This window comes from Pseudomonas sp. EGD-AK9 (assembly GCF_000465935.2).
In the GTDB taxonomy this organism is placed as follows: domain Bacteria; phylum Pseudomonadota; class Gammaproteobacteria; order Pseudomonadales; family Pseudomonadaceae; genus Aquipseudomonas.
Window position 1 is genome coordinate 1 of sequence record NZ_AVOF01000002.1, and the last position, 20,234, is coordinate 20,234.

Genomic DNA, 20,234 nt, shown 5'->3' on the forward strand with positions numbered 1-20,234 from the left:
GTCGAACGGCGCCGCGCTGACCCCGCCGCGGCGGGTGGTGACGCAGGCGCGCACCCTGGCCGGCGCGGGCCAGTCCGGGGTCAACCAGTCATGTGCCCAGGCGTTCACCCGACGAATGCCTCGCGGTCCTGGCGCAGCAGGGTGAGCAGCCAGACCAGGTCGTCCGGCAGCGGCGACTCCCACTTCATGCGCTTGCCGGTGGCCGGGTGGTCCAGCTCGAGGAAGCGCGCGTGCAGCGCCTGGCGCGGGAATTCCTTGAGACTCTGCACCAGGCTCGGGCTGGCCGCCGGCGGAATGCGGAAGCGCCCGGCATACACCGGGTCCCCCACCAGCGGGTAGCCGACGTGGCTCATGTGCACGCGAATCTGGTGGGTGCGCCCGGTTTCCAGCTTGACCCGCACGTGGGTGTGCGAGCGGTAGCGTTCCAGCACCCGGTAGTGGCTGACCGCCGGCTTGCCACCGTCGGTCACCGCCATGCGCTGGCGCTGCGCCGAGCTGCGGCCAATGGGCGCGTCGATGGTGCCGCCGGCGGTGATCACGCCGATGCAGATGCATTCGTAGATGCGGCTGACCGTGCGCTTCTGCAGCTGCTCGACCAGGATGGTCTGCGCCTGCAGGGTCTTGGCCACCACCATCAGGCCGGTGGTGTCCTTGTCCAGGCGGTGGACGATGCCGGCGCGCGGCACGTTGACGATGTCCGGCACGTGGTGCAGCAGGGCGTTGAGCAGAGTGCCGTCGGCGTGCCCGGCAGCCGGGTGGACGACCAGGCCTGCCGGCTTGTCGATCACCAGCAGGTGCTCGTCCTCGTAGACGATGTTCAGTTCGATATCCTGCGCCAGCCACTCGCCCTGGGCTTCCTGCTCGGCGTCCAGCACCAGCTGCGCGCCGGCATGGACGATGTCGCGCGGGCGCGCCACGGCGCCGTCGACGGTCAGCCGGCCGTCCTTGATCCAGGCGGACAGGCGCGAGCGGGAGAACTCGCCGAACAGCTGCGCCGCCACCTGGTCGAGGCGCTGCCCGCCCTGTTCGAAGGGCACGGTGGCCTGGAGTTGGATCAGCTGTTTATTGATAGAAGTCATCTTCGGCAACGGCGGGAGCCCGGCCTTTGGTGTCGGCTACGGGCTTGTGGTTAAATACGGCGTCTTTGCCCCAGGGGAACCCAGGGGGCGCTCATCATAACAGGACGGCCGCGCGGCCGTCACAGGGACGCAAGCCGCCATGCAAGTGAGACACCTGCTGCTGATCGCCATCCTCGCCCTCACCGCCGCCTGTTCCTCGAAGCAGCCGGAGGTCGACGAAAACCTGAGCGAGGTGGAGCTGTACCAGCAGGCCCAGGCCGACCTGGACAACCGCAGCTACACCAGCGCCATCAGCAAGCTCAAGGCCCTGGAATCGCGCTACCCGTTCGGCCGCTACGCCGAGCAGGCGCAGCTGGAGCTGATCTACGCCTACTACAAGAACGTCGAGCCGGAGGCCGCCAAGTCCGCCGCCGAGCGTTTCATCCGTCTGCACCCGCAGCACGCCAACGTCGACTACGCCTACTACCTCAAGGGTCTGGCCTCCTTCGACCAGGACCGCGGCCTGCTGGCGCGCTTCCTGCCGCTGGACATGACCAAGCGCGACCCCGGCGCGGCGCGCGACTCCTATAACGAGTTCGCCCAGCTCACCAGCCGCTACCCCACCAGTCGCTACGCGCCGGACGCCAAGCAGCGCATGATCTACCTGCGCAACCTGCTGGCCGCCTACGAAGTGCACGTCGCCCACTACTACCTCAAGCGCCAGGCCTACGTCGCCGCCGCCAACCGCGGCCGCTACGTGGTGGAAAACTTCCAGGAAACCCCGGCGGTCGGCGACGGCCTGGCGATCATGACCGAGGCCTACCAGCGCCTGTCCCTTGACGACCTGGCCGCCACCAGCCTGGAAACCCTCAAGCTCAACTACCCCGACCACCCCAGCCTGGTCGACGGCCAGTTCGTGCCGCGCGAGGAAGAGGCGGACAACCGCTCCTGGCTGGCCAAGGCCACCCTCGGCCTGATCGAGACCGACACCCCGCTGCCGCCGGGCGAAACCCGCGCCAGCCAGGACGTGATCCGTCAGTACGAAGATGCCGAGCAGCAGATTCCGGCTGAGCTGCAGCAGGACGCCGAGACCGGCGAGACCGAAAAGAAGCGTTCGATCTGGAGCTACCTGACCTTCGGCCTGTTCGACTGATCGCTACGTCCGCATAGAAGGGAGGCCACGGCCTCCCTTTTTTATTGCCCGGAATCAGCGCACAGCCTGCCACCCGGCCCCTGTGCCGATGGCCGCGGCTTGGCTAAACTGCCGGCTTTAACCGACTAAAGAGCACACCATGGGCCTGTTCCGCCTGCTGTTCTGGATCGCCGTGATCTTCGCCGCGATCTGGATCTGGCGCCGCTTCGTCAGCAAACCGAAACGCCCGCGTCCGCGCGAGGACGCCGCCGCGCCCATGGTGCGCTGCGCCCACTGCGGCGTGCACGTGCCGCAAAGCCAGGCACTGAGCCAGGATCAGCGCTGGTACTGCAGCCAGGCCCACCTCGAACAAGGCCCGCACGCCGGTGATCGCTGACGCCAGCGTCCTCGACAGCACGCAGGGGCGGCGCATCCTCAGGCTCTACCACTTCTATCGCCTGAGCATCGGCCTGGCGCTGATCCTGCTGATCTCCAGCAACCTCGACGAGCAACTGCTGGACGTGGTGCATATCGAGCTGTTTCGTACCGGCAGCTGGATCTACCTGGTGATGAATATCTTCATCGCCGTGCTGGTGCAGAAGCCCAGGCACCTGATGCAGCTGTTCAGCCTGGCGCTGGTCGACGTGATCTTCCTCTCCGGCCTGTTCTACGCCGCCGGCGGCACGCCCAGCGGCATCGGCAACCTGCTGGTGGTGGCGGTGGCCATCGCCAATATCCTGCTGCGCGGACGCATCGGCCTGCTGATCGCCGCCGTCGCCGCGATGGCGCTGATCTACCTGACCTTCTACCTCAGCCTCAGCCGCCCGGCCGCCGCCGCGCAGTACGTACAGGCCGGCGCCCTCGGCGCGCTGTGCTTCGCCGGCGCGCTGTTCGTCCAGGGCATCACCCGCCGCCTGCGCCTGAGCGAGAGCCTGGCCGAGCAACGCGCCGCCGACGTGGCCAACCTGGAAGAACTCAACGCGCAGATCCTCCAGCGCATGCGCACCGGCATCCTGGTGCTCGACAGCCAGCACCGCGTGCTACTGGCCAACCAGGGCGCCACCCAGCTGCTGGGGCGCGGCGAACTGACCGGCAAGATCATCGACCCGCACTGCCCCGAGCTGGTCAAGCGCCTGCAGCAGTGGCAGCACAACCCCACCCTGCGCCCGGACAACCTGCAGGCCCAGCCCGGCGGCGCGGTGCTGCAACCCAGTTTCATTTCCCTGCAGCGCGGCGAGCAGCAGCACACCCTGGTGTTTCTCGACGACATCTCGCAGATCGCCCAGCAGGCCCAGCAACTCAAGCTGGCCTCCCTGGGAAGACTGACCGCCGGCATCGCCCACGAGATCCGCAACCCGCTCGGTGCCATCAGCCACGCCGCGCAGCTGCTGCAGGAGTCGGAAGAGCTGCAGGGCCCGGACCAGCGCCTGGCGCAGATCATCCAGGATCACTCCAAGCGCATGAACATGGTGATCGAGAACGTCCTGCAGCTGTCGCGCCGGCGCCAGGCCGAGCCGCAACTGCTCGACCTGAAATACTGGCTGCACCGCTTCGCCAGCGAGTTCCGCAGCTCGGCGCCGGCGGACCGGCAGATCCACCTGGAGACCCAGGGCGGCAGCCTGCAGACGCGCATGGACCCGCACCAGCTGACCCAGGTGCTGACCAACCTGGTGCAAAACGGCCTGCGCTACAGCGCCAAGCAGCACAAGAGCGGCCAGGTCTGGCTGCGCCTGTTCCGCGACGAGACCAGCGACCTGCCGGTGCTGGAAATCCTCGACGACGGCCCCGGCGTGCCGCCCGAGCAGGAGCAACACATCTTCGAGCCCTTCTACACCACCGAGAACAAGGGCACGGGCCTGGGCCTGTATATTTCCCGCGAGCTGTGCCAGGGCAACCAGGCGCGCCTCGACTACAAACCCCGCGAAGGCGGCGGCAGCTGCTTTCGCATCACCTTCGCCCACCCGCGCAAACTGAGCTGACCATGACCCGCCAGAGAGCCTTGATCGTCGACGACGAACCGGACATCCGCGAACTGCTGGAAATCACCCTCGGCCGGATGAAGCTGGACACGCGCAGCGCGCGCAACGTCAAGGAAGCGCGCGAGTGGCTGGCGCGTGAACCCTTCGACCTGTGCCTGACCGACATGCGCCTGCCCGACGGTACCGGCCTGGAGCTGGTGCAGCACATCCAGCAGCGCCACCCGCAGGTCCCGGTGGCGATGATCACCGCCTACGGCAGCCTGGACACCGCGATCAACGCGCTCAAGGCCGGCGCCTTCGACTTCGTCACCAAGCCGGTGGACCTCGGCCGGCTGCGCGAACTGGTCACCACCGCCCTGCGCATCCGCTCTCCCGAGGGCGAGGACGCGCCGGTCGACAACCGCCTGCTCGGCGACTCGCCACCGATGAAGGCGCTGCGCAAGCAGATCCAGAAACTCGCCCGCAGTCAGGCGCCGGTCTATATCAGCGGCGAGTCGGGCAGCGGCAAGGAACTGGTGGCGCGACTGATCCACGAACAGGGCCCGCGCGCCGAGCAGCCGTTCGTTCCGGTCAACTGCGGCGCCATCCCCTCGGAGCTGATGGAGAGCGAGTTCTTCGGCCACAAGAAGGGCAGCTTCACCGGCGCCATCGAGGACAAGCAGGGCCTGTTCCAGGCCGCCAACGGCGGCACTCTGTTCCTCGACGAAGTGGCCGACCTGCCACTGCCGATGCAGGTCAAGCTGCTGCGCGCGATCCAGGAGAAGGCCGTGCGCGCCGTCGGTGGCCAGCAGGAAGTGGTGGTGGACGTGCGCATCCTCTGCGCCACGCACAAGGACCTGGCCGCCGAGGTGGCCGCCGGGCGCTTCCGCCAGGACCTCTATTACCGCCTCAACGTCATCGAGCTGCGCGTGCCGCCGCTGCGCGAGCGCCGCGAGGACATCGCCCAGCTGGCCACGGTGATGCTCGCGCGCCTGGCCGACGGCAGCGGCCTGGCCGCCGCCAAGCTGCAACCCGAGGCGCTGGAAAAACTGAAGAACTACCGCTTCCCGGGCAACGTGCGCGAACTGGAGAACATGCTCGAACGCGCCTACACCCTGTGCGAGGACGACCAGATCAGCGCCGCCGACCTGCGCTTGGCCGATGCCGGCGGCCCGAGCGGCGAGGCCGGCGAAACCAGCCTGGCGCAGATCGACAACCTGGAGGACTACCTCGAAGGCGTCGAGCGCAAGCTGATCATGCAGGCGCTGGAAGAAACCCGCTGGAACCGCACCGCCGCCGCCCAACGCCTGGGCCTGACGTTCCGCTCGATGCGCTACCGCCTGAAGAAACTGGGGATCGACTAGGAGACACACAGCGTTCCGCAGGGTGGATGTCGCTGTTTACATCCACCAAAGCGCGGGATCGATACCGCATGCAGCTGGCCAAGCTAGCCCAACCGCCCCGCCGGCGCATAGGGCGCCGGATCGATGATCGGCTCGCGCCCCAGCAGCAGATCGGCCAGCAGGCGGCAGGACGCCGGCGCCAGCACCAGGCCGTTGCGGTAATGCCCGCAATTGAGCCACAGCCCGGGATACGAAGGCACCTCGCCGATAAAGGGAATACCCTCCGGCGAACCCGGCCGCAGACCGGCCCAGTGGCCGACCACCTCGGCCTCCTTCAACGCCGGCAACAGCGTCTCCGCCGAATCCTTCAGACTGGCCAGGGCCACCTCGGTCGGCGTCTTGTCGAAGCCGGCATGCTCCAGGGTGCTGCCCACCAGGATATGGCCGTCGCGCCGCGGGATCGCGTAGCGCCCGCCGGCCAGCACCATGCTCGGCAGAAAGTCCGCGGCGCACTTGTAGAGGATCATCTGGCCCTTGACCGGCTGCACCGGCAGATCGATCCCCAGGCTCTTGAGCAACTCGCCACTCCAGGCCCCGGCGGCCAGCACCACACGCTCCGCGCGAATCTCGCCGTCGGCCGTGGTGACGCCACGGATCCGTCCACCCTCCTGAATGAAGCCGCTGACCGCACACTGCTCACGCAACTCCACGTTCGGCATCGCCAGCAGCGCCGCGCGCAGCGCCTTGACCAGCCGCGGGTTACGCACATTGGCCACCCCCGGCATATGGATGGCGCGCGCGAAGCCCGCCCCCAGCGCCGGCACCCGGGCATGCACCTCGGCGATCTCCACCGCCCGCAACACCCGCCCCTCACGCGCCGCCCAGGCCAGCGCCGCGGCCTCGTCGTCCAGATCCAGCCAGTACAGGCCGGTGACATGCACCTCGGGGTCGATCCCGGTCGCCGCCAGCAATTGCTCGCCGAGCCCCGGATAGAAATCCTGCGACCAATGCGCCAACGCCGTCACCGCCGCGCCGTAACGCCAGGGATAGAGCGGCGAAACGATGCCGCCGCCGGCCCAGGAGGATTCGCCGCCCAAGGGCCCGCGATCGAGCAGGCATACTTCGGCGCCGCCCTGCGCCAGCAGGCTGGCACTCAACAGGCCGATGGCCCCTCCCCCTACGATCAACACGCGCATGACTTTTCCTCGGACGAATACGCCGTGATCCGGGCGACCGGCACAGGAACCGGGCGAGTTCGCCAGCTGTGCGACGCTAGGCTTGGATCTTGGCTAACGAAAACGGGCCGCCTCGTGCAAGACGAGGCGGCCCGTTATACGCCAGCAGCGCGTCGGCTACCAGCACTCGGCGGCGCTACGGCTGGCATTGCTCAGCGTACGAGCGCCGGTGTGGCTGACACGAAAGTCGCCACAGGGATCGCTGGCCATGCTGCCGGTGCGAGTGGCCTGCAGGAGGAAACTGGTGGCCGTGGCGTTGCCGCTGGCCGCCAGGGTATAGCTGGTACCGGCCGCCTGCGGGAACACCGCCGCCAGGTTGCCATCCGCGCCCAGGTAAGTGCCCTGAGCGGCGAAGTGGCGCTCCAGGCTCTGTGCGCCGTCCATCAGCGCGGCCTTGGCCTCGGCGCGCTTGCCGCGGGCGACGTACTCGGTGTAGTTGGGATAGGCGATGGCGGCGAGGATGCCGATCACCGCTACCACAATCATCAGTTCGATCAGGGTGAAACCTTGTTGTCGTGACATCTGCTTGAGTCCGAGGCGCCGAACCGGCGCCATTGTCATCGCTAAATTGGGTGTGCCAGGGCAATCGCTCGAAGCGGAAAGAACCAGCAGGCGGCGCCCTGTCGGAACCAAGGAGGCACCTGGCCTCTATCGCGAAATCGCGAATAAATTCGCTCCTACCCCCTCATGCCCTTGCCCTGGACCGCGCCTGGGCTACTTGATCTGATTCCACGACTGGCGCCCTTCGATGACATTCAGACCATTGGCGGCAGGAATGCAATCGTCCACCCCGGTGCCGCGGCAGAGCCAGTACTTGTTATCGTCCAGCAGGTCGTAACCGCCGGTGGGAATGCCCCCCTCCGAGCCCAGGCCGGAAACGTCCATCGGCACGCCGTCGACCAGCACGGTATCGCCGCTGTCGAAACTGCCGTCCTTGTTCATATCGAACAGGGTGTAGTTGAGCCGTCCTCCCGTACCTAGGTCGAGTACCAGGGTCCAGCCGCTGCCGCCGCCCATGCACGGGTCGCTGGACGGAATGGCGGTCTGCACCACCAGGCGGTTGAGCAGGATGCTCGGCGCATGGATCACCCGCTCGCCCTGGGCGCCGGATACCGGCGAGGTCAGGTCGAGGTACCAGCCGCGCTGCGTGGCCCAGTTGAGCCCGGCGGACCGATCCAGCACCCGCACCAGACGCTCGTGCGCTCTGCCCTCGAAGAGGATGGAACGAGCGTCCAGCGCGCCGCGACCGGTGAAAGCGATGGAGCCGCCGTTGCTGGCCGGCTTGTCCCAGATGCCATAGAAGCTCTGGGTGCTGCGATCGGTGACGTCGCCGGCGCTGTACATGCGTCCGCTGCCGAAGAAGATCATGTTGCCTGCGAAGCCCTCCTGCGGGTGGGGGGCGATCTCCGGCTTGACGGTGATCGGCTGGCGCTTGCCACTGCTGTCGCTGGCCACGTAGAGCGGTTGCGGCCGGCCGCCGGAGCGCAGGCTGACCTCGAAGTCGTCGGCGCCGCTGCCATTGTTCTTCAGGTTGAACTTCCACAGGTTGCCGCTGAGGTCGCCGGCATAGATGGCATCGACGTAGATGTATCCGTCGTCGTCGCGCGCATAGACGAAGGACGGGCTGGACAATCCGCCGGTCGCGGCACCGGCGCGCACCTTGTTCAGCTCGCCGCTGGCCAGGTCGACGATCAGCAGCACCGAGTCGTCGTTGGTGCTGCCGTGGCCGTTGCCGAAGATCGCCACCCACTTGCCGTCCTTCAGGCGACCGATCACCGGGTCGCCGAACACATGGCCCAGATCGGCATCGTCCTTGATCTCCCAGAGCACCTTGCTGGCGTCGAAACCGCTGCTGGAGGTGTCGGTCACGTCCAGGGCGAATACCGTCTTGCCTCCCGCGCCGAGACTGCCCACCAGCACCGAGCGCCAGCGTCCGTCGAGCACGGCGTCGCGAACCTGTAGGCCGCCGTCGACGAAGTAACGGTGGTTGTAGTCGCTGGCGGCCAGCTGTTTGACATTGCTCAGCACACCGCTGGGCATGTAGGCGAACAATTCTCGGCCGCTGTTGGCGTCGAAGGCATGGAGGAAACCGTCGTTGGCCCCAACGAACAGGGTCGGCGTGCGCCCGGCCTTGTCGGCGACGAAGGCGTTGTAGTCCTGGGCTCCGTTGCCGGGCGCCGGCACCCGCCCCTGGAAGCCCCAGTTCTGCTTGTTGGCGAGCACCAGGGTGGAATTGACGATATCGCCCAGCAGCGTACTGCGCGACCGATACTTGAGCCCGGCGGGCGCCTCGTTGGCATCGCTGCCCATCAGGTAATCGAACAGCGCCTGGTTGTTGTCGAAGTGCCCGCGCATCTCGCTGGACAACCCGCTCCAGTTCAGCGCCAGGCCCTGGCCGCTGCCGGCCGCGCCGCTGTGGCCGAACAGCCGCCGGGCGCTCGGGTTGATCAGCCTCCCGGCCTCCCACTGGTCGCTGAAGACGATGCCCGTGCTGGTCTGCGTCGGGCGCTTGGCCAGCAGCTTGCCGGACCAGTCGGCACTGCTGAAGTTGGCCTCGTAGACCAGGGTCTCGCTGTCCAGACGCCGGGCGCTGGGCACCGCCGCCGTGTTGGAGCCGTTGCGCACGGCAATCGAACCCAGGGTGTCGCTCAAGGCCTTGGCGAAGGATTGCGGATCCTGGGCGCTGAAGAACTCGCCGCGGCTGTTGACGGCGGCGTGCAACAGGTCGTCGATCTTGGCCGGCTCGCTGGCCGACGGATCCGGCCAGGTCAGGGCGGCGCCGCTGCCGATGGCGGCGAACGCCTGCTGCGCATCGACGCTGCCACTGACCCCCAGGCCGATGCCGAAGGTCACCATATGCTGCCAGAAGGCCGGATTGGCCGGCGACGTCGGCACCCGGTTGGCCAGGTTGGCGATCAGGTCGCGGCTCCAGTAGTACATCGCCACGTCGGCCAGGGTGCCGGCGTGGTTGTCGCGGAACGGCGACTTGGGCACGTAGCGGTAGGTGGCGCCGTCCGGCCCACTGATGGTCGGCCCGTTGCCGTTATCGACGTTGCCCTGCGCGTCGCTGTTGGCGGCGCCGTCACCATTCCAGTAGCCGTCGGTAGTGAGCAGGCTGTAGCTCTGCCGGCAGGCATAGTCCTGCCCACCGCTGGCACCCGGCGTGGAGTTCCAGGGCCCGCGCGCATCGGCGCGCGAATAGTACTCGCCGGCATCGCCCAGAGCCTTGCGCAGCGGCGTGCTGCCACTGGCCTGGGCGGCGAACAGCCAGTCGTAAAAATCGCTGCGGCCGCTGCCCTCGAAGCGCCGCACGCCGCGCACCAGGGTATCGGTGGCGACGCCATCGACCGTGTTGCCGGCAAGGTTGATGGCGCCGTAGCCGACGCGGATATCGCCGCCCTGGCCATGGAAGGCCTGGCTGACGCCGGCCTTGGCCGCCAGCATGCGAGTACGGTAGTAGGAAAACCAGTTGGCGAAGTTCTGCTGCTGGTCGGCGCTGACGGCACGCTCGGCGTAGCAGCTGTCCTGGCGCGAATTACTGGCACAGCTGCCGCCGCCGACGTAGTCGTGGTAGAAGGCGGCCACGCCGCCAGAGGCGTTGCCGATGGCGAAGCCACGGTAGTAACGCACGTTGTCGCAGCGCCGATTGAGGCATTCGTAGCTGCTGGCGGCGAAATAATCGTCCATGGTCGCCATGTAGTTGCTGCGCAGGTCCACGGTCGCGCTGCCGGCATAGCCATCGAGCCAGGCCGCACTGAAGCTGGCGCTGGCGAAACGCTGGCCATCGCTCTTGATCGGTGGCAGGTAGGTGACGGCCGGGTTGAAATACACCTTGTTCAGATGACTGGAGGTCAGATAACGGCGCGTGCCCTTGCTGCAGAAATGGGTGTAAGCGCCGCCATAGGCACCACGGCCGGTACACTCGGCCTGGTTGTACCAGCCCTGCCCGGATTCCATGTAGGACGGGCGCAACTCATCGGGCATGAACCCCCAGCGCATCGAGCCCGAGTCGTCGAGGATGAACAGGATGTTCGGCTCCACCTGACCGCCGAGGTTGAGCGGCGACTGCGCCGGGGTAAAGGCCCAGGCCGCCTGCAACGACGCGCCGGTCAGCAGCGCCGCCAGCAGCGCGCGCAGGGTGAAGGAAGCCATTGCCGCTTGCATCTCATGCTCCTTGATCAGTTCTGTCCACGAATGGCGATGGCCACCGTGGAGCGCAGATGGACTTCCGCGTCGCCGCTGCCGTAACCCCGTGCCTCGACATTGAACAGGAAGGTGCGGCTGAGGCAGTCGAAGGCGCGATCCTCGCTGATCGAGCCGTCGGTCTCGCAGATGAAGGTGGTTCCGCTTGCGGCGTCGCCGTAGAAATTGCTCACCGTGCAGGTCGGCGTGGCAGGCTGGCGCCGGAGATTGTCCGGCGCGGCCCACTGCTCGGCGGTCAGCGCCGGACAGGCGCTCGCCACCAGGAACAGGCTGGCCGGATCGGCACTGGCCTCCACCTGCTGACGCACATAGGCTTCGCCGCTACGCAACGCCGCCTCGGCGGCCTGGAAGGCGGTGTTGTAATCGCGGGTACCACCGACCATGCGCTCCTGCAGGGTACTGCCGGACATGGACGCCAGACCGATCACCGTGAGGATCAGCACCATCACCAGGCATACCAGGAGCACCACGCCCCGCTGCCGTTTCATCTGCATAAAGGGCCTCATCAGTCGATCCGGTTGCGCAGGGCGACCACGGTCCGGTAGACCTGGCGCAGACGTCCATCGGCGGCGACCGCCGCCCCATCGAACACCACCGCCTGATCGCGGGCACTGGCCAGTTGGCCGTCGCTCTCCAGCAGCAGCTCGAAACTGAGGGTGCGCACGTCATCCCAGCGGTTGGCCGCCTCGACCTCGGCGGCGCTCAGATAGTCGCGCACTCCCACCCCGCCGGCGGCAACCAGTCCATAGTGCACGCGCATGGACTGCACGCCCTCGACCATCTCCTCGGCGACGCCGGTGGCCGAATTGCGCACGAACAGAGCATGCAGCGGCCGGCCGTCGACGCCGTTGCGCCCGGTCTCGGCGACGTAGAACACCCGGTGGGCGAAACCGAAGATGCGCGCGGGGCTTTCGAAGCGAATCTCGGAGAATTTGAACCCGCCGCACAGGGCTGCAGCGTTGTTGGTACCCGCGGCATGGGCCAGGGTCGGCTCCTTGACATTGGCATTCGGGGCATTCGTGATACGGATCACCACCGCCTTCTGCAGATCCGCCACCATCACCAGTTGATTCTGTTGCATGCTCGGGCAGTAGCGGTCGACCTTGACGTTGGCGTTCTTGCCGGGCGCCATCACCTCGCCCTCGGTGAGGAAGGCCTCGCAACCGTCGTTGGCGAACACATGTACCTCGTCGCTGCCGGCCACGCCCAGCTCGCCCGCGGCACCTGCGCTGGTACGGCCCCAAACGGGACGATGGATGCCTGCCCAGTCGGCCGGATCGGCATTGCTGGCCACCACGCAAATGCTTTCTTCCGGCAGGCGCACGCCAAGGCCGATGCCGGCCGGGCGAACCTGCTGCGCCAGATACTGCAAAGCGAAACGGCCGTTTTCCTGCAGCCGGTTCAGGTTGCCCTGCATGACGAAGGTAGTCTTGCTGCTGAGAAACACCTGCAGAACCGCACCGGTGACGATCAGGCCGAGCAACATGGCCACCATCAACTCGATCAGGCTCAAACCGCGCTGTTTGCGCATAGCCACCTCGTCAGATCTGAGTCACGAAAGAGAACTGCTGTGCCGGACTGCCGCCCACCCGCTCCTCTGTCCATTGCACCGTGATGGTGAAGCGTTGCCCGTCGCGAGCCACGCCACCGGTACCGTCCGGCAGCTGGCTGGCCAGGTTGGCGCGCCACTGCGCCTGGTCGCGCTGGAACGGCAGGCAGTCGTCCTCTGCGGACGGCACGCAGGCCAGCTCGGCATCCAACGCCAGGTCGTAGAGACCGGCCTGGGCGTCGCCACGACCAGCGCGCATGCGGTCGGCAATCTCGTAGGCGAGGAACACCGCATGCGAGCGAACCGATGCGCTCTGGTTGGCCTTCAGCGCGTTGAGCTGCATGGCCGCCAGACCGAGAATCGCCAGGGAAAAGATCACCACCGCGACCAGCACCTCGATCAACGAGGCGCCCTGCTGCATGCATCGGCTCATCGCGCTTGCTCCTTGGCTACCGAGACCACACCGGACAGGGCGATGGTTACGGTGCGCGCATACTGGGCCGCGCTCTCGCCGTACTGGGTATCGACGCTCAGGGTCAGGGCCTTGGCCGCATTGGCGACGAGGCGTCCCTGGCCATCGAAGACGACCGCCTGCACGCCGGCGGGCTGGACGAAAAACGCCTCCATGGCCGGAAACTCGCGCAACAGCAGATCATCCGCGACCCGGCTCACCTGCCATATGCCGCTATCCTGCAGCGGCCCGCGCAGGCGCACCTGCTGGCCACGTTGAGCGGCTTCGCCGCGGGCATAGTTGAGCATGCTGACGAAGCCGTTGGCCTCGGCAGCCAGGCGGTTGTCGCGCAGCATCTGCGAAAAGCCGGGGGCCGCCACACCGAGGAGAATGGCCAGCACGGCGAGCGTCACCATCAGCTCGATTAGCGAAAATCCTTTCTGCGACATCACTGCGCCTCATAGACAATGCCCGCGCCATGGATAAACGGCGATGCGAAATCCCGACAAACCAACCGCTCATCCATGAAAAGTTGCCGCTCATCGCAAAAACCGACGAAGGCCCGAATACTAAACGAATAAACATTTGTTTGAAAAATGGGATGCGGCGAATGCGACACTGCCCGCAGGAATACTGCGAACCGATAGGATTTTTTTGAATTGGCACGAAAGTGCATGCCATCCGCCGGGACGGCACATTAGCAGATCGCAGGCGCGATGAGGAAAACGCGCCGCGGCCAGACAGGTGTCCGACCGGTAGACGCGTAAGGCTTAGGGACTAGGGGGACGGTTTGTGCCGCCCACGCCTATCAGGAACAACTGGAGGAAGACTTGCGCTCGACGGCTACACCCACTGGTTTCTGCAGTGGCTCGCCCACCGGCCGAGCCACATGATGATCAGCAGGCAAGCTCCTGCAATCAACGATCAATATCCGTATTCCAATAGATTCGCTGCCTGGTTTGATCCGTCTCCGGCACGATCTCGTTGACCTTGAGGCCCTCGCAGCCGATACAGACGGTCACCAGTTCCTCTCCATTTCCATCCGCGTCCGTTACCGGGACCGTTGTGATGATTGGCGGAATCGGCATGCCGCCGCCAACAATTTCAGTGCTGGTATCACGATCACAAGACGACGGCGTGAACAGGCTCCGCTGATAAGCCTTGCCAATACCCGGCGCCCGCGAACACAACCCTGGCTTGTCACCTCCGGGTTGATAGGAATTGAACAGTACCTGACCGCCTGCAATGGCTGCAGGATTGACAATCTGCTCCCCTCGCCCATTCAAGTTCATATACCAACCGCGCGGCCCTGCGACATTACAACTGGTGTTAGCGTCGACATTGGAGAAGCTGACGTTGGCCAACTGATTGCCATCCAAATCGACGGCACCTGACTGAGTAGCGCCAGGAAGATCCACATAGGCATAGAAGCGATCCTGGACGCTGGAAACATAGGGGTAATTGCTTTCCAACGGACGCTCACGGTTGCCCGAGCCAAGCGCGACATAGACGCTGTCGCGGAGGACTGCAACGGTTGGGCGGTTCAGGAACCGCCGGGTCGTATCCAGCGTATTGGCGATCTTGGTGATCGACCAGGCGCTCTGCGCTAGGGCGGTAAGACTGCCATCCGCGTTCAATGTGGCGAAGTTGACTCTGTACAACCCACCGGCTGCGTCCGCAGCATAGGCAAAATCGACGGTGCCGTTGAAGTCCATATCTACAGTCGCCACCTCGGCAACCACAGGCGCATCGGTCGACAGATCAGTCGGCCCGCGAAGTACGACCCCACTCACAGCGTCCAGAACATAAACGCCCTTGCCCTTGGCGGAGGAACTGCATGGATACGCCGCCTGATCGCTATCCAAGCATTTGTCATAGCCACCACCAAAAACGACTACAGCCTTCTTCGCCCCCGCGTTACTGGTATCCGCCACGAAAGCCCCTTGCGGAGTCGACCAGCTCTGGCCCAGCCCCTCAAAGCCCGTTGGGCAACCGGTGTCGTTGTCGAGGCTCGGGCAACCGAAGCGCCACAAAAGCGTGGGCGAGGTTGGATTGGTTACATTCAGGCCATACACCATCCGCCCACCACGCCGCATGGAAGGATAGATGTAGGCGCTATTGACTTGATTATTCTCGCCGTATGTCACGATCTGCCCGATCGAACCGTCGAAGAAGTAGTCCTTCGGCAACGGCGTCGGCGTGGCCGTCATGTCCTGATTCGGGAAGGCAACAATCGGCGAGTTCTGGTAGAGCCGGTTGATCTTGGCCACATGCTCGGGCGCCAGCAACGACCACTGTTCCCCGCCATCCGCCGCACGCACCGACCTGAACAGCCCGTCATTGGAGCCGTAGTAGACGAAGATCCCGGTGCTGCCGCCGTAGTTGATCGTCAGTGGCCGCGAATGGATAACGTCACCATGGATACTTGGCCGACCACCGACGTCTTGCTCCTCGCCAGTTTCCGACTCTTCGGCTGCCGGCATCTTTTCACCGGCCCCAGGCTCGGTGCCTATGATGTAATCCAACAGCGCCTGATCGACATGAGAGCTGGTCAGCGCAGTTAAACCGCTAGCTCCGACAGTGAAGAGAGTGCGGGCATCGAGATCACTGCGACGGGTAACCTGGGCCACCCCCCCTTTCTCGACAAAGGGACCATCGGGCGAGTCGGACCATACGCTATTAGTGTTGGATTCATCCACGCATTGGCTGCGCGGCGGGGGAGTGATACTCAGCCCCGACCAGTAGTCGCCAGAATCTTCTGTCCAGAAACTTTCCGCGCACTCTGTCGCAAAGCCGGAAAGTGGGTTGATCGCCTGCTTACGATTGGCGTCGGCGAGCTCGGGGCGACCATTGAACAAGGTGATCTGGTAGCGCTTGAGGTTACCGAACCAGCGCGGCAGCGCCTCCTTGTCCGGACGGAACATGCCGATAAAGACCTGGTTCTCCTGCTGAGCGCGGTTGGTCGCACTCAGCGGCAGGGTAACAGCCGCAAAGGTTGAACTGGTAGAGAGGATATCGGACAGCGCATTACCGATGGCCTCGACGATTGCATCTTCACTGCGCGCAGCGAAATAACGGCCGCCCCCTACACCCTCAGATGCACTGAGCATCAGCCCGGTGTGGTCTTCGTTCTGCTGCCTATTGAACACATCAATTGCATAGGTGATGACATTGACACGCTGTTGCTGCACCTCGCCCTCTGCGTCGGTGTAGCTAACAGGAACACCATAGTCGTGCAGGAACTTGGCCCAATCATCGAAGTTCCAAGCCCTGCCGGAGGAGCTATCCACCCCGTCAGTGGGCTCTATCGTCGTTGTTGTCCCCCCCCCTTGCAAAACGGCAAGCCGCGCAGTCCGCTGATTCTGGTTGCCCGATGTGATGCAGCCGGAGGTATTCGTGCTCTTAGTAGTGATACTGCAGGAACAGTTAGTTTGACCTACACAAAGTCCAGTACCGGTAGACTCTGCCGCCGTACAGCTATCGACAGCGGCATCCGTATAGCACTGACTCGAGAATCCTAGAGTAGTGGACGGCTCGGTAACATCGGTGCGCGAAAACTCTGGTATTGGAAGAGGTGCACTGCCGGTCGAGCCGGCCAAGCCATCGGGAGTTCCTCCAACCTCAGCATAGAGCGCGCGCAACGCCGCACTATTGGCTGCACTATCGGCAGTAGGCCCACTACTGTTTGGATTACCGATAAAAATCACATAGGTGTTGGAGCACATGCTATTGGAGGTCAACGGTGAGCGGAACACGCCATACTGCGAGCTATAGCCCCCAGTATCAGCCTTGCTCGCCGGAGTACCACCACCCGAAAAGCTTTGCGCCCTTCCCGACAGGTAGTTGTACACGTCGTACATCAAGTTGCCATAGGGCGTATTGGCACTACGCTTCTCGACAGGCGCTTCGATATTCTGATAGATCGAGCCACTACCATCGACCAAGGTATTACTAAGTTGCGCGTAGCTTGCCGCTGTCAACTGCTGCAAGTTGAACCGAACATATCCGCCATCTTGGTTGGCATTGCCCTCGGTCGTGAACTCAACCAGCCCAACATTAACCTTATCCACCAGACCGGCCAATGCGCGCTTGATTGCCCGCACCTCGGACTGCCCCTGGGTCAAGCCGCCCGGCCATTGCTGGCTTTGCCGCGACCAATTGGAGGTATTATCAAGAACGAAAATGATATTCGGCAGACCACTATCGGCACCGGCACTGCCCACGAATATATCGATATCCTCAGCCTGAGCTGCCCCAGCAACCCCCAATCCGGCGAGCAGAAGAACACGCTGCAACCAATTCAGACACTTCATCATTACATTGCCCTCCTGCTACTCCGGACAAGCCGTCGCAATATTATTACTGGTCGCGCGAACCGCAACGCCCTGCCGCACAACGACCTCAGCGCCTGTAAGCACGTCACGCGCCGTTGCCCGCATTTCCCAAACAGAATTTACACACATGGAATTTTCAGATTCCGGAATAAAGCAACTGGCGTCGGAAGGATCTGCCACGTTCAACGCAGAGTTCTTGATCGGCAAAACAATCACGCAACTCGGACTATCCACTACAACAGCTATATCGACGCTGCCGTCTCCATTGAAGTCGTAGCATTTGCGATTGGACTGCCCGCATGACGCCTGAAAAATATTGGAAGGCGAACTGAGGAACTGCGCGGAACTTATTGCCTCTTCTAAGGCAGCATTGGCTGCATACTTGGCAAGGTTACGACTCTCCATATTTTGAACGACCTTAAGGTTGGTCTGAGTCATATTGAAGCCGCTAACCACCATCAGCGTCACCAACAGCAGCATTATCAGCGCCACCAGTAGCACAGCCCCTCGCTGTCGGCGGATCGACTCAAAATTGCTCATGGCAGCTCCCTCCGCCCGGCCACGTTGCGCAAGTGCACAGTGGTGGAATAAAGCTGGCGCTTGAACCCCCTTTGCGCTTCAGGCACCTCGTACTCCTCTCCCGCGAGAGTGTAACTACGAGAGTCGGTGTAGCCCGCTGTGGGCTCTGGGTTACGCGCGATGAGCGACACCTTGACTGCCACCACATCTGACCATTGAGCCGTTGCGGGGGCAGCAGTGAACTCGTCAATCTGGCCGTCACCATCGGTATCGATCCCATATTCGAAACGCATGATCTCGATGCCATCGACCAACGAGGTGACGGTGTTGTAGTTCCCACCCGCCAACTCGGCACGCACCAACTCATCACTGTCATTCACGTAGTAGACGCGGCTAAATAAGCGGTAAACCGGGGCAGGGGTTGAACAATCTCGTTGCGTGAAAGTCAGATCAGCCGAAGCACTCTTCAGCAATACCGTTCCTGGCGAGACATCCTTGCAGGCAGAAACCTGAATATGAAAGTTGCCATTGCTGAAAAGCGCGCATCCGGCAGTACCTACCGCGCAGGTGCTCGCTCGACGCAGCGCAATGAAATCGGAACTTGCCTTGCTATTCTCACAATCGGTGCCGGAGTCCGCCGCTCCCTGTACCGGGTAGCCCATGGCATCCTCCAGTTCCGCAGCACTGGTCGGACACAGGGGCGGTAGGCCCGCCGGCACCGGCTGAGCCCCGGCCTCCCCCCAGAATCCTGCGTTGGCCAACTCGTCCTCCATCAAGCGCAGCGCATATATGCCGTTCTCGATCTGCCGGCCGGTCTTCTCGATCTCTCCGCGGGTACGGCTGTTACTGATAAAAACCTCCGAAACCGCCAGCAAGATCACGATGCCGAGCACCATTGCCACCATGATCTCCACCAGGGAGAAGCCGTGCTGTCGTCCGGGCGTCATGAGACCGCTACCTTTCATCCTCATACTCCCAGATAAGCCAGAACGACATCGACGCTGACCGCCCGGCGCAACCTGTCGTCAGCACCGTAGGCATTGGCGCCACAGGACAGTGGGGGGATCACCGTTGGCGTCAAGCCTTGCCAGGCAACGGTTACCCGGATGACAGCCTGCCCGGTCGCCGCGATGCTAACGTTGTCGATACAGCCCCTGGCCCCCATGATGCTGCCAAGTTGCTGCCCCGATGCCTCGACGCTGGCGCCACGAAGCGCCTGATTCCATTCACACAAATCGATCGATACACCGTAGGCGCCGGAGCAATTCTGGTTGTTCAGACCATGCACGGTGTCCGTGTCGTAGTCGCCGTTACGAGCAGCCTGGGGATTACTCCGGATTCGGCTAGCCATATCCTCCACCAACATCATGGCCTGGGCACGCTGATAGGCCTCAAACTGGCTGTTGAGCATCCTGGCATTCATGCCCGCGAGCCCCAGCAAGCCGATGGCAAGTATCAGCAGCGTGACCAATACCTCTACCAGAGTGAACCCATACTGCCCTGCGCGAAGAGATACGCTGTTCATTTCAGCATTCCCCCTTGCTGGAGCTGGCTCGACCATCCAGGCCAAGCGAAAGACAACTGACCGATGCCGCGTCGCTAGCGTCACTGCTCACTTCAAACTCCACGGCACTAGTCGTTCGGCCGGAAGCGCTGAAAATAATGCCGGCATTCGGACCAGTTATCCCCACGCCAGACGACAGGGTATGCGCCAAAATCGCAGGCTGCCCCGCCGTAGGATGTGCAATGCCCCAGCCCGCAGCCCAACCACCAGCCGCGGGGGCGAGAGTAATCTGACGATTAAGCTTGATTGCTTCGGAACGCGCCAAACTGATCGCAGTATGGAGGTCGGTGATAGTTGCCCGCACCCTCTGCTCAGCGATGATCGCGCGGTAAGACGGCACTGCGACCCCTATCAAAATGCCCAGAACCACCAGGCTTACCATCAACTCGATCAACGAGAACCCCCGAGAGCGATAAACCTGCTCTGTATTTCGGCGCGCCATAAGCTCCGAACGACCGGCAAGCAGCAGCTTCATTACCATGAGCCTCCCGCCCAAGTCTTAGCGCCACTCTGGTTGATCGTCAGGTTGCCGTCTCCAGCCTGAGCCGTACCGGACTTAGGGGCAGCAGTGATAGTGAAAGTCGGAGGCGTGGCACTCACCCCACTCAGGCTCACATCGTAATTGCGTGCAACGCTCGCCGGCTCCGGAACGCCGAGAGCGCTGACGGTGGACGCATATGCTCGCGAGTCCATAAGAATCTGCTGCTGGCGCTGCGCCAAATCCATCAAGTAGGCCTGGGCTTCGCCACGATTGGCGCGAACCACGTACTGCGTATAGGAGGGGTAGGCTACTGCGGCCAAGATACCGATAACCGCTACCGTGATCATGAGTTCAATCAGGGTAAATCCTTTGGCTGTTTGCACGCTGGGACTCCTCCATCAAATGCA

Annotated in this window: 19 protein-coding genes and 1 pseudogene; 4 read left to right on the forward strand and 16 right to left on the reverse strand. The window is 63.8% G+C overall.

From position 1 onward, the window contains the following. A pseudogene (locus N878_RS28805) lies at positions 1-108 on the reverse strand (multi-copper polyphenol oxidoreductase); the annotation flags it as partial. Beyond that, positions 105-1,079, reverse strand: a complete 975-nt coding sequence (gene rluD, locus N878_RS00435) for a 23S rRNA pseudouridine(1911/1915/1917) synthase RluD (protein ID WP_021441728.1) — start codon at positions 1,077-1,079, stop codon at positions 105-107. The pseudogene N878_RS28805 and the gene rluD, both read right to left, overlap by 4 nt. A gap of 139 nt (positions 1,080-1,218) precedes the next feature. Between rluD and N878_RS00440 the strand changes: the two genes are divergently transcribed. The 4 genes from N878_RS00440 to N878_RS00455 all read left to right on the forward strand — a co-directional run bounded on the left by N878_RS00440 (position 1,219) and on the right by N878_RS00455 (position 5,512). After that, positions 1,219-2,211, forward strand: a complete 993-nt coding sequence (locus N878_RS00440; RefSeq protein WP_021441729.1) for an outer membrane protein assembly factor BamD — start codon at positions 1,219-1,221, stop codon at positions 2,209-2,211. Between the two features lie 139 nt (positions 2,212-2,350). Continuing rightward, positions 2,351-2,587 (forward strand): PP0621 family protein, encoded by a 237-nt coding sequence (locus N878_RS00445; RefSeq protein ID WP_021441730.1) that lies wholly within the window; start codon positions 2,351-2,353, stop codon positions 2,585-2,587. Further along, positions 2,577-4,169, forward strand: coding sequence for a PAS domain-containing sensor histidine kinase (locus N878_RS00450; RefSeq protein WP_021441731.1), 1,593 nt, complete (start codon positions 2,577-2,579; stop codon positions 4,167-4,169). The genes N878_RS00445 and N878_RS00450 overlap by 11 nt, the downstream gene beginning before the upstream one ends. Positions 4,170-4,171: 2 nt before the next feature. Beyond that, positions 4,172-5,512 (forward strand): sigma-54 dependent transcriptional regulator, encoded by a 1,341-nt coding sequence (locus N878_RS00455; protein ID WP_021441732.1) that lies wholly within the window; start codon positions 4,172-4,174, stop codon positions 5,510-5,512. 83 nt (positions 5,513-5,595) lie between these two features. Here the strand turns inward: N878_RS00455 and thiO are convergent, their stop codons facing one another. The 14 genes from thiO to N878_RS00520 all read right to left on the reverse strand — a co-directional run bounded on the left by thiO (position 5,596) and on the right by N878_RS00520 (position 20,210). Further along, the gene (gene thiO / locus N878_RS00460) at positions 5,596-6,687 is read right to left on the reverse strand and encodes a glycine oxidase ThiO (RefSeq protein ID WP_021441733.1); all 1,092 of its coding nucleotides are present in this window, start codon (positions 6,685-6,687) and stop codon (positions 5,596-5,598) included. Between the two features lie 156 nt (positions 6,688-6,843). Then, positions 6,844-7,248: a type IV pilin protein gene (locus N878_RS00465; protein WP_031302479.1), complete on the reverse strand. Its 405-nt coding sequence runs from the start codon at positions 7,246-7,248 to the stop codon at positions 6,844-6,846. Positions 7,249-7,440: 192 nt separating this feature from the next. Next, entirely contained in the window at positions 7,441-10,890 is a 3,450-nt protein-coding gene (locus N878_RS00470) for a pilus assembly protein (RefSeq protein WP_082457758.1), read from the reverse strand. A gap of 14 nt (positions 10,891-10,904) precedes the next feature. Next, on the reverse strand, positions 10,905-11,423 hold the full coding sequence (locus N878_RS00475; RefSeq protein WP_021441736.1) for a PilX N-terminal domain-containing pilus assembly protein: 519 nt from the start codon (positions 11,421-11,423) through the stop codon (positions 10,905-10,907). Between the two features lie 11 nt (positions 11,424-11,434). Then, entirely contained in the window at positions 11,435-12,460 is a 1,026-nt protein-coding gene (locus tag N878_RS00480; protein WP_021441737.1) for a PilW family protein, read from the reverse strand. Positions 12,461-12,470: 10 nt separating this feature from the next. Continuing rightward, a complete protein-coding gene (gene pilV, locus N878_RS00485; RefSeq protein WP_031302485.1) occupies positions 12,471-12,911 on the reverse strand; it encodes a type IV pilus modification protein PilV in 441 nt (146 codons plus the stop codon). Continuing rightward, complete coding sequence (locus N878_RS00490) at positions 12,908-13,378, reverse strand: GspH/FimT family pseudopilin (RefSeq protein ID WP_021441739.1); 471 nt, start codon at positions 13,376-13,378, stop codon at positions 12,908-12,910. The genes pilV (N878_RS00485) and N878_RS00490 overlap by 4 nt, the downstream gene beginning before the upstream one ends. Then, a complete protein-coding gene (locus N878_RS28225; protein WP_147459042.1) occupies positions 13,378-13,605 on the reverse strand; it encodes a hypothetical protein in 228 nt (75 codons plus the stop codon). The genes N878_RS00490 and N878_RS28225 overlap by 1 nt, the downstream gene beginning before the upstream one ends. 241 nt (positions 13,606-13,846) lie before the next feature. Further along, positions 13,847-17,245, reverse strand: coding sequence for a pilus assembly protein (locus N878_RS00495; protein ID WP_082457760.1), 3,399 nt, complete (start codon positions 17,243-17,245; stop codon positions 13,847-13,849). Positions 17,246-17,260: 15 nt separating this feature from the next. Next, positions 17,261-17,803: a PilX N-terminal domain-containing pilus assembly protein gene (locus N878_RS00500; protein ID WP_021441741.1), complete on the reverse strand. Its 543-nt coding sequence runs from the start codon at positions 17,801-17,803 to the stop codon at positions 17,261-17,263. Next, positions 17,800-18,747, reverse strand: coding sequence for a PilW family protein (locus N878_RS00505; RefSeq protein WP_021441742.1), 948 nt, complete (start codon positions 18,745-18,747; stop codon positions 17,800-17,802). The genes N878_RS00500 and N878_RS00505 overlap by 4 nt, the downstream gene beginning before the upstream one ends. Positions 18,748-18,749: 2 nt before the next feature. Further along, positions 18,750-19,307 (reverse strand): type IV pilus modification protein PilV, encoded by a 558-nt coding sequence (pilV, locus tag N878_RS00510; protein WP_021441743.1) that lies wholly within the window; start codon positions 19,305-19,307, stop codon positions 18,750-18,752. A 1-nt stretch (position 19,308) separates the two neighbouring features. Further along, on the reverse strand, positions 19,309-19,827 hold the full coding sequence (locus N878_RS00515; protein ID WP_082457763.1) for a GspH/FimT family pseudopilin: 519 nt from the start codon (positions 19,825-19,827) through the stop codon (positions 19,309-19,311). Beyond that, positions 19,821-20,210 carry a type IV pilin protein gene (locus N878_RS00520; protein ID WP_021441745.1) on the reverse strand — a complete coding sequence of 130 codons (390 nt, stop codon included), beginning with the start codon at positions 20,208-20,210 and terminating at the stop codon, positions 19,821-19,823. The genes N878_RS00515 and N878_RS00520 overlap by 7 nt, the downstream gene beginning before the upstream one ends. Positions 20,211-20,234: the final 24 nt, after the last annotated feature.

Bases quoted from the DNA above. Each gene is read 5' to 3' on its own strand.
- N878_RS28225 (WP_147459042.1), bottom strand. From the start codon at position 13,605: ATGCACTTTCGTGCCAATTCAAAAAAATCCTATCGGTTCGCAGTATTC.
- N878_RS00465 (WP_031302479.1), bottom strand. From the start codon at position 7,248: ATGTCACGACAACAAGGTTTCACCCTGATCGAACTGATGATTGTGGTA.
- N878_RS00480 (WP_021441737.1), bottom strand. From the start codon at position 12,460: ATGCGCAAACAGCGCGGTTTGAGCCTGATCGAGTTGATGGTGGCCATG.
- pilV (WP_031302485.1), bottom strand. From the start codon at position 12,911: ATGAGCCGATGCATGCAGCAGGGCGCCTCGTTGATCGAGGTGCTGGTC.
- N878_RS00440 (WP_021441729.1), top strand. From the start codon at position 1,219: ATGCAAGTGAGACACCTGCTGCTGATCGCCATCCTCGCCCTCACCGCC.
- thiO (WP_021441733.1), bottom strand. From the start codon at position 6,687: ATGCGCGTGTTGATCGTAGGGGGAGGGGCCATCGGCCTGTTGAGTGCC.
- N878_RS00505 (WP_021441742.1), bottom strand. From the start codon at position 18,747: ATGAAAGGTAGCGGTCTCATGACGCCCGGACGACAGCACGGCTTCTCC.
- N878_RS00490 (WP_021441739.1), bottom strand. From the start codon at position 13,378: ATGTCGCAGAAAGGATTTTCGCTAATCGAGCTGATGGTGACGCTCGCC.
- N878_RS00475 (WP_021441736.1), bottom strand. From the start codon at position 11,423: ATGCAGATGAAACGGCAGCGGGGCGTGGTGCTCCTGGTATGCCTGGTG.
- rluD (WP_021441728.1), bottom strand. From the start codon at position 1,079: ATGACTTCTATCAATAAACAGCTGATCCAACTCCAGGCCACCGTGCCC.
- N878_RS00470 (WP_082457758.1), bottom strand. From the start codon at position 10,890: ATGCAAGCGGCAATGGCTTCCTTCACCCTGCGCGCGCTGCTGGCGGCG.
- N878_RS00515 (WP_082457763.1), bottom strand. From the start codon at position 19,827: ATGGTAATGAAGCTGCTGCTTGCCGGTCGTTCGGAGCTTATGGCGCGC.
- N878_RS00495 (WP_082457760.1), bottom strand. From the start codon at position 17,245: ATGATGAAGTGTCTGAATTGGTTGCAGCGTGTTCTTCTGCTCGCCGGA.
- N878_RS00500 (WP_021441741.1), bottom strand. From the start codon at position 17,803: ATGAGCAATTTTGAGTCGATCCGCCGACAGCGAGGGGCTGTGCTACTG.
- N878_RS00445 (WP_021441730.1), top strand. From the start codon at position 2,351: ATGGGCCTGTTCCGCCTGCTGTTCTGGATCGCCGTGATCTTCGCCGCG.
- N878_RS00455 (WP_021441732.1), top strand. From the start codon at position 4,172: ATGACCCGCCAGAGAGCCTTGATCGTCGACGACGAACCGGACATCCGC.
- pilV (WP_021441743.1), bottom strand. From the start codon at position 19,307: ATGAACAGCGTATCTCTTCGCGCAGGGCAGTATGGGTTCACTCTGGTA.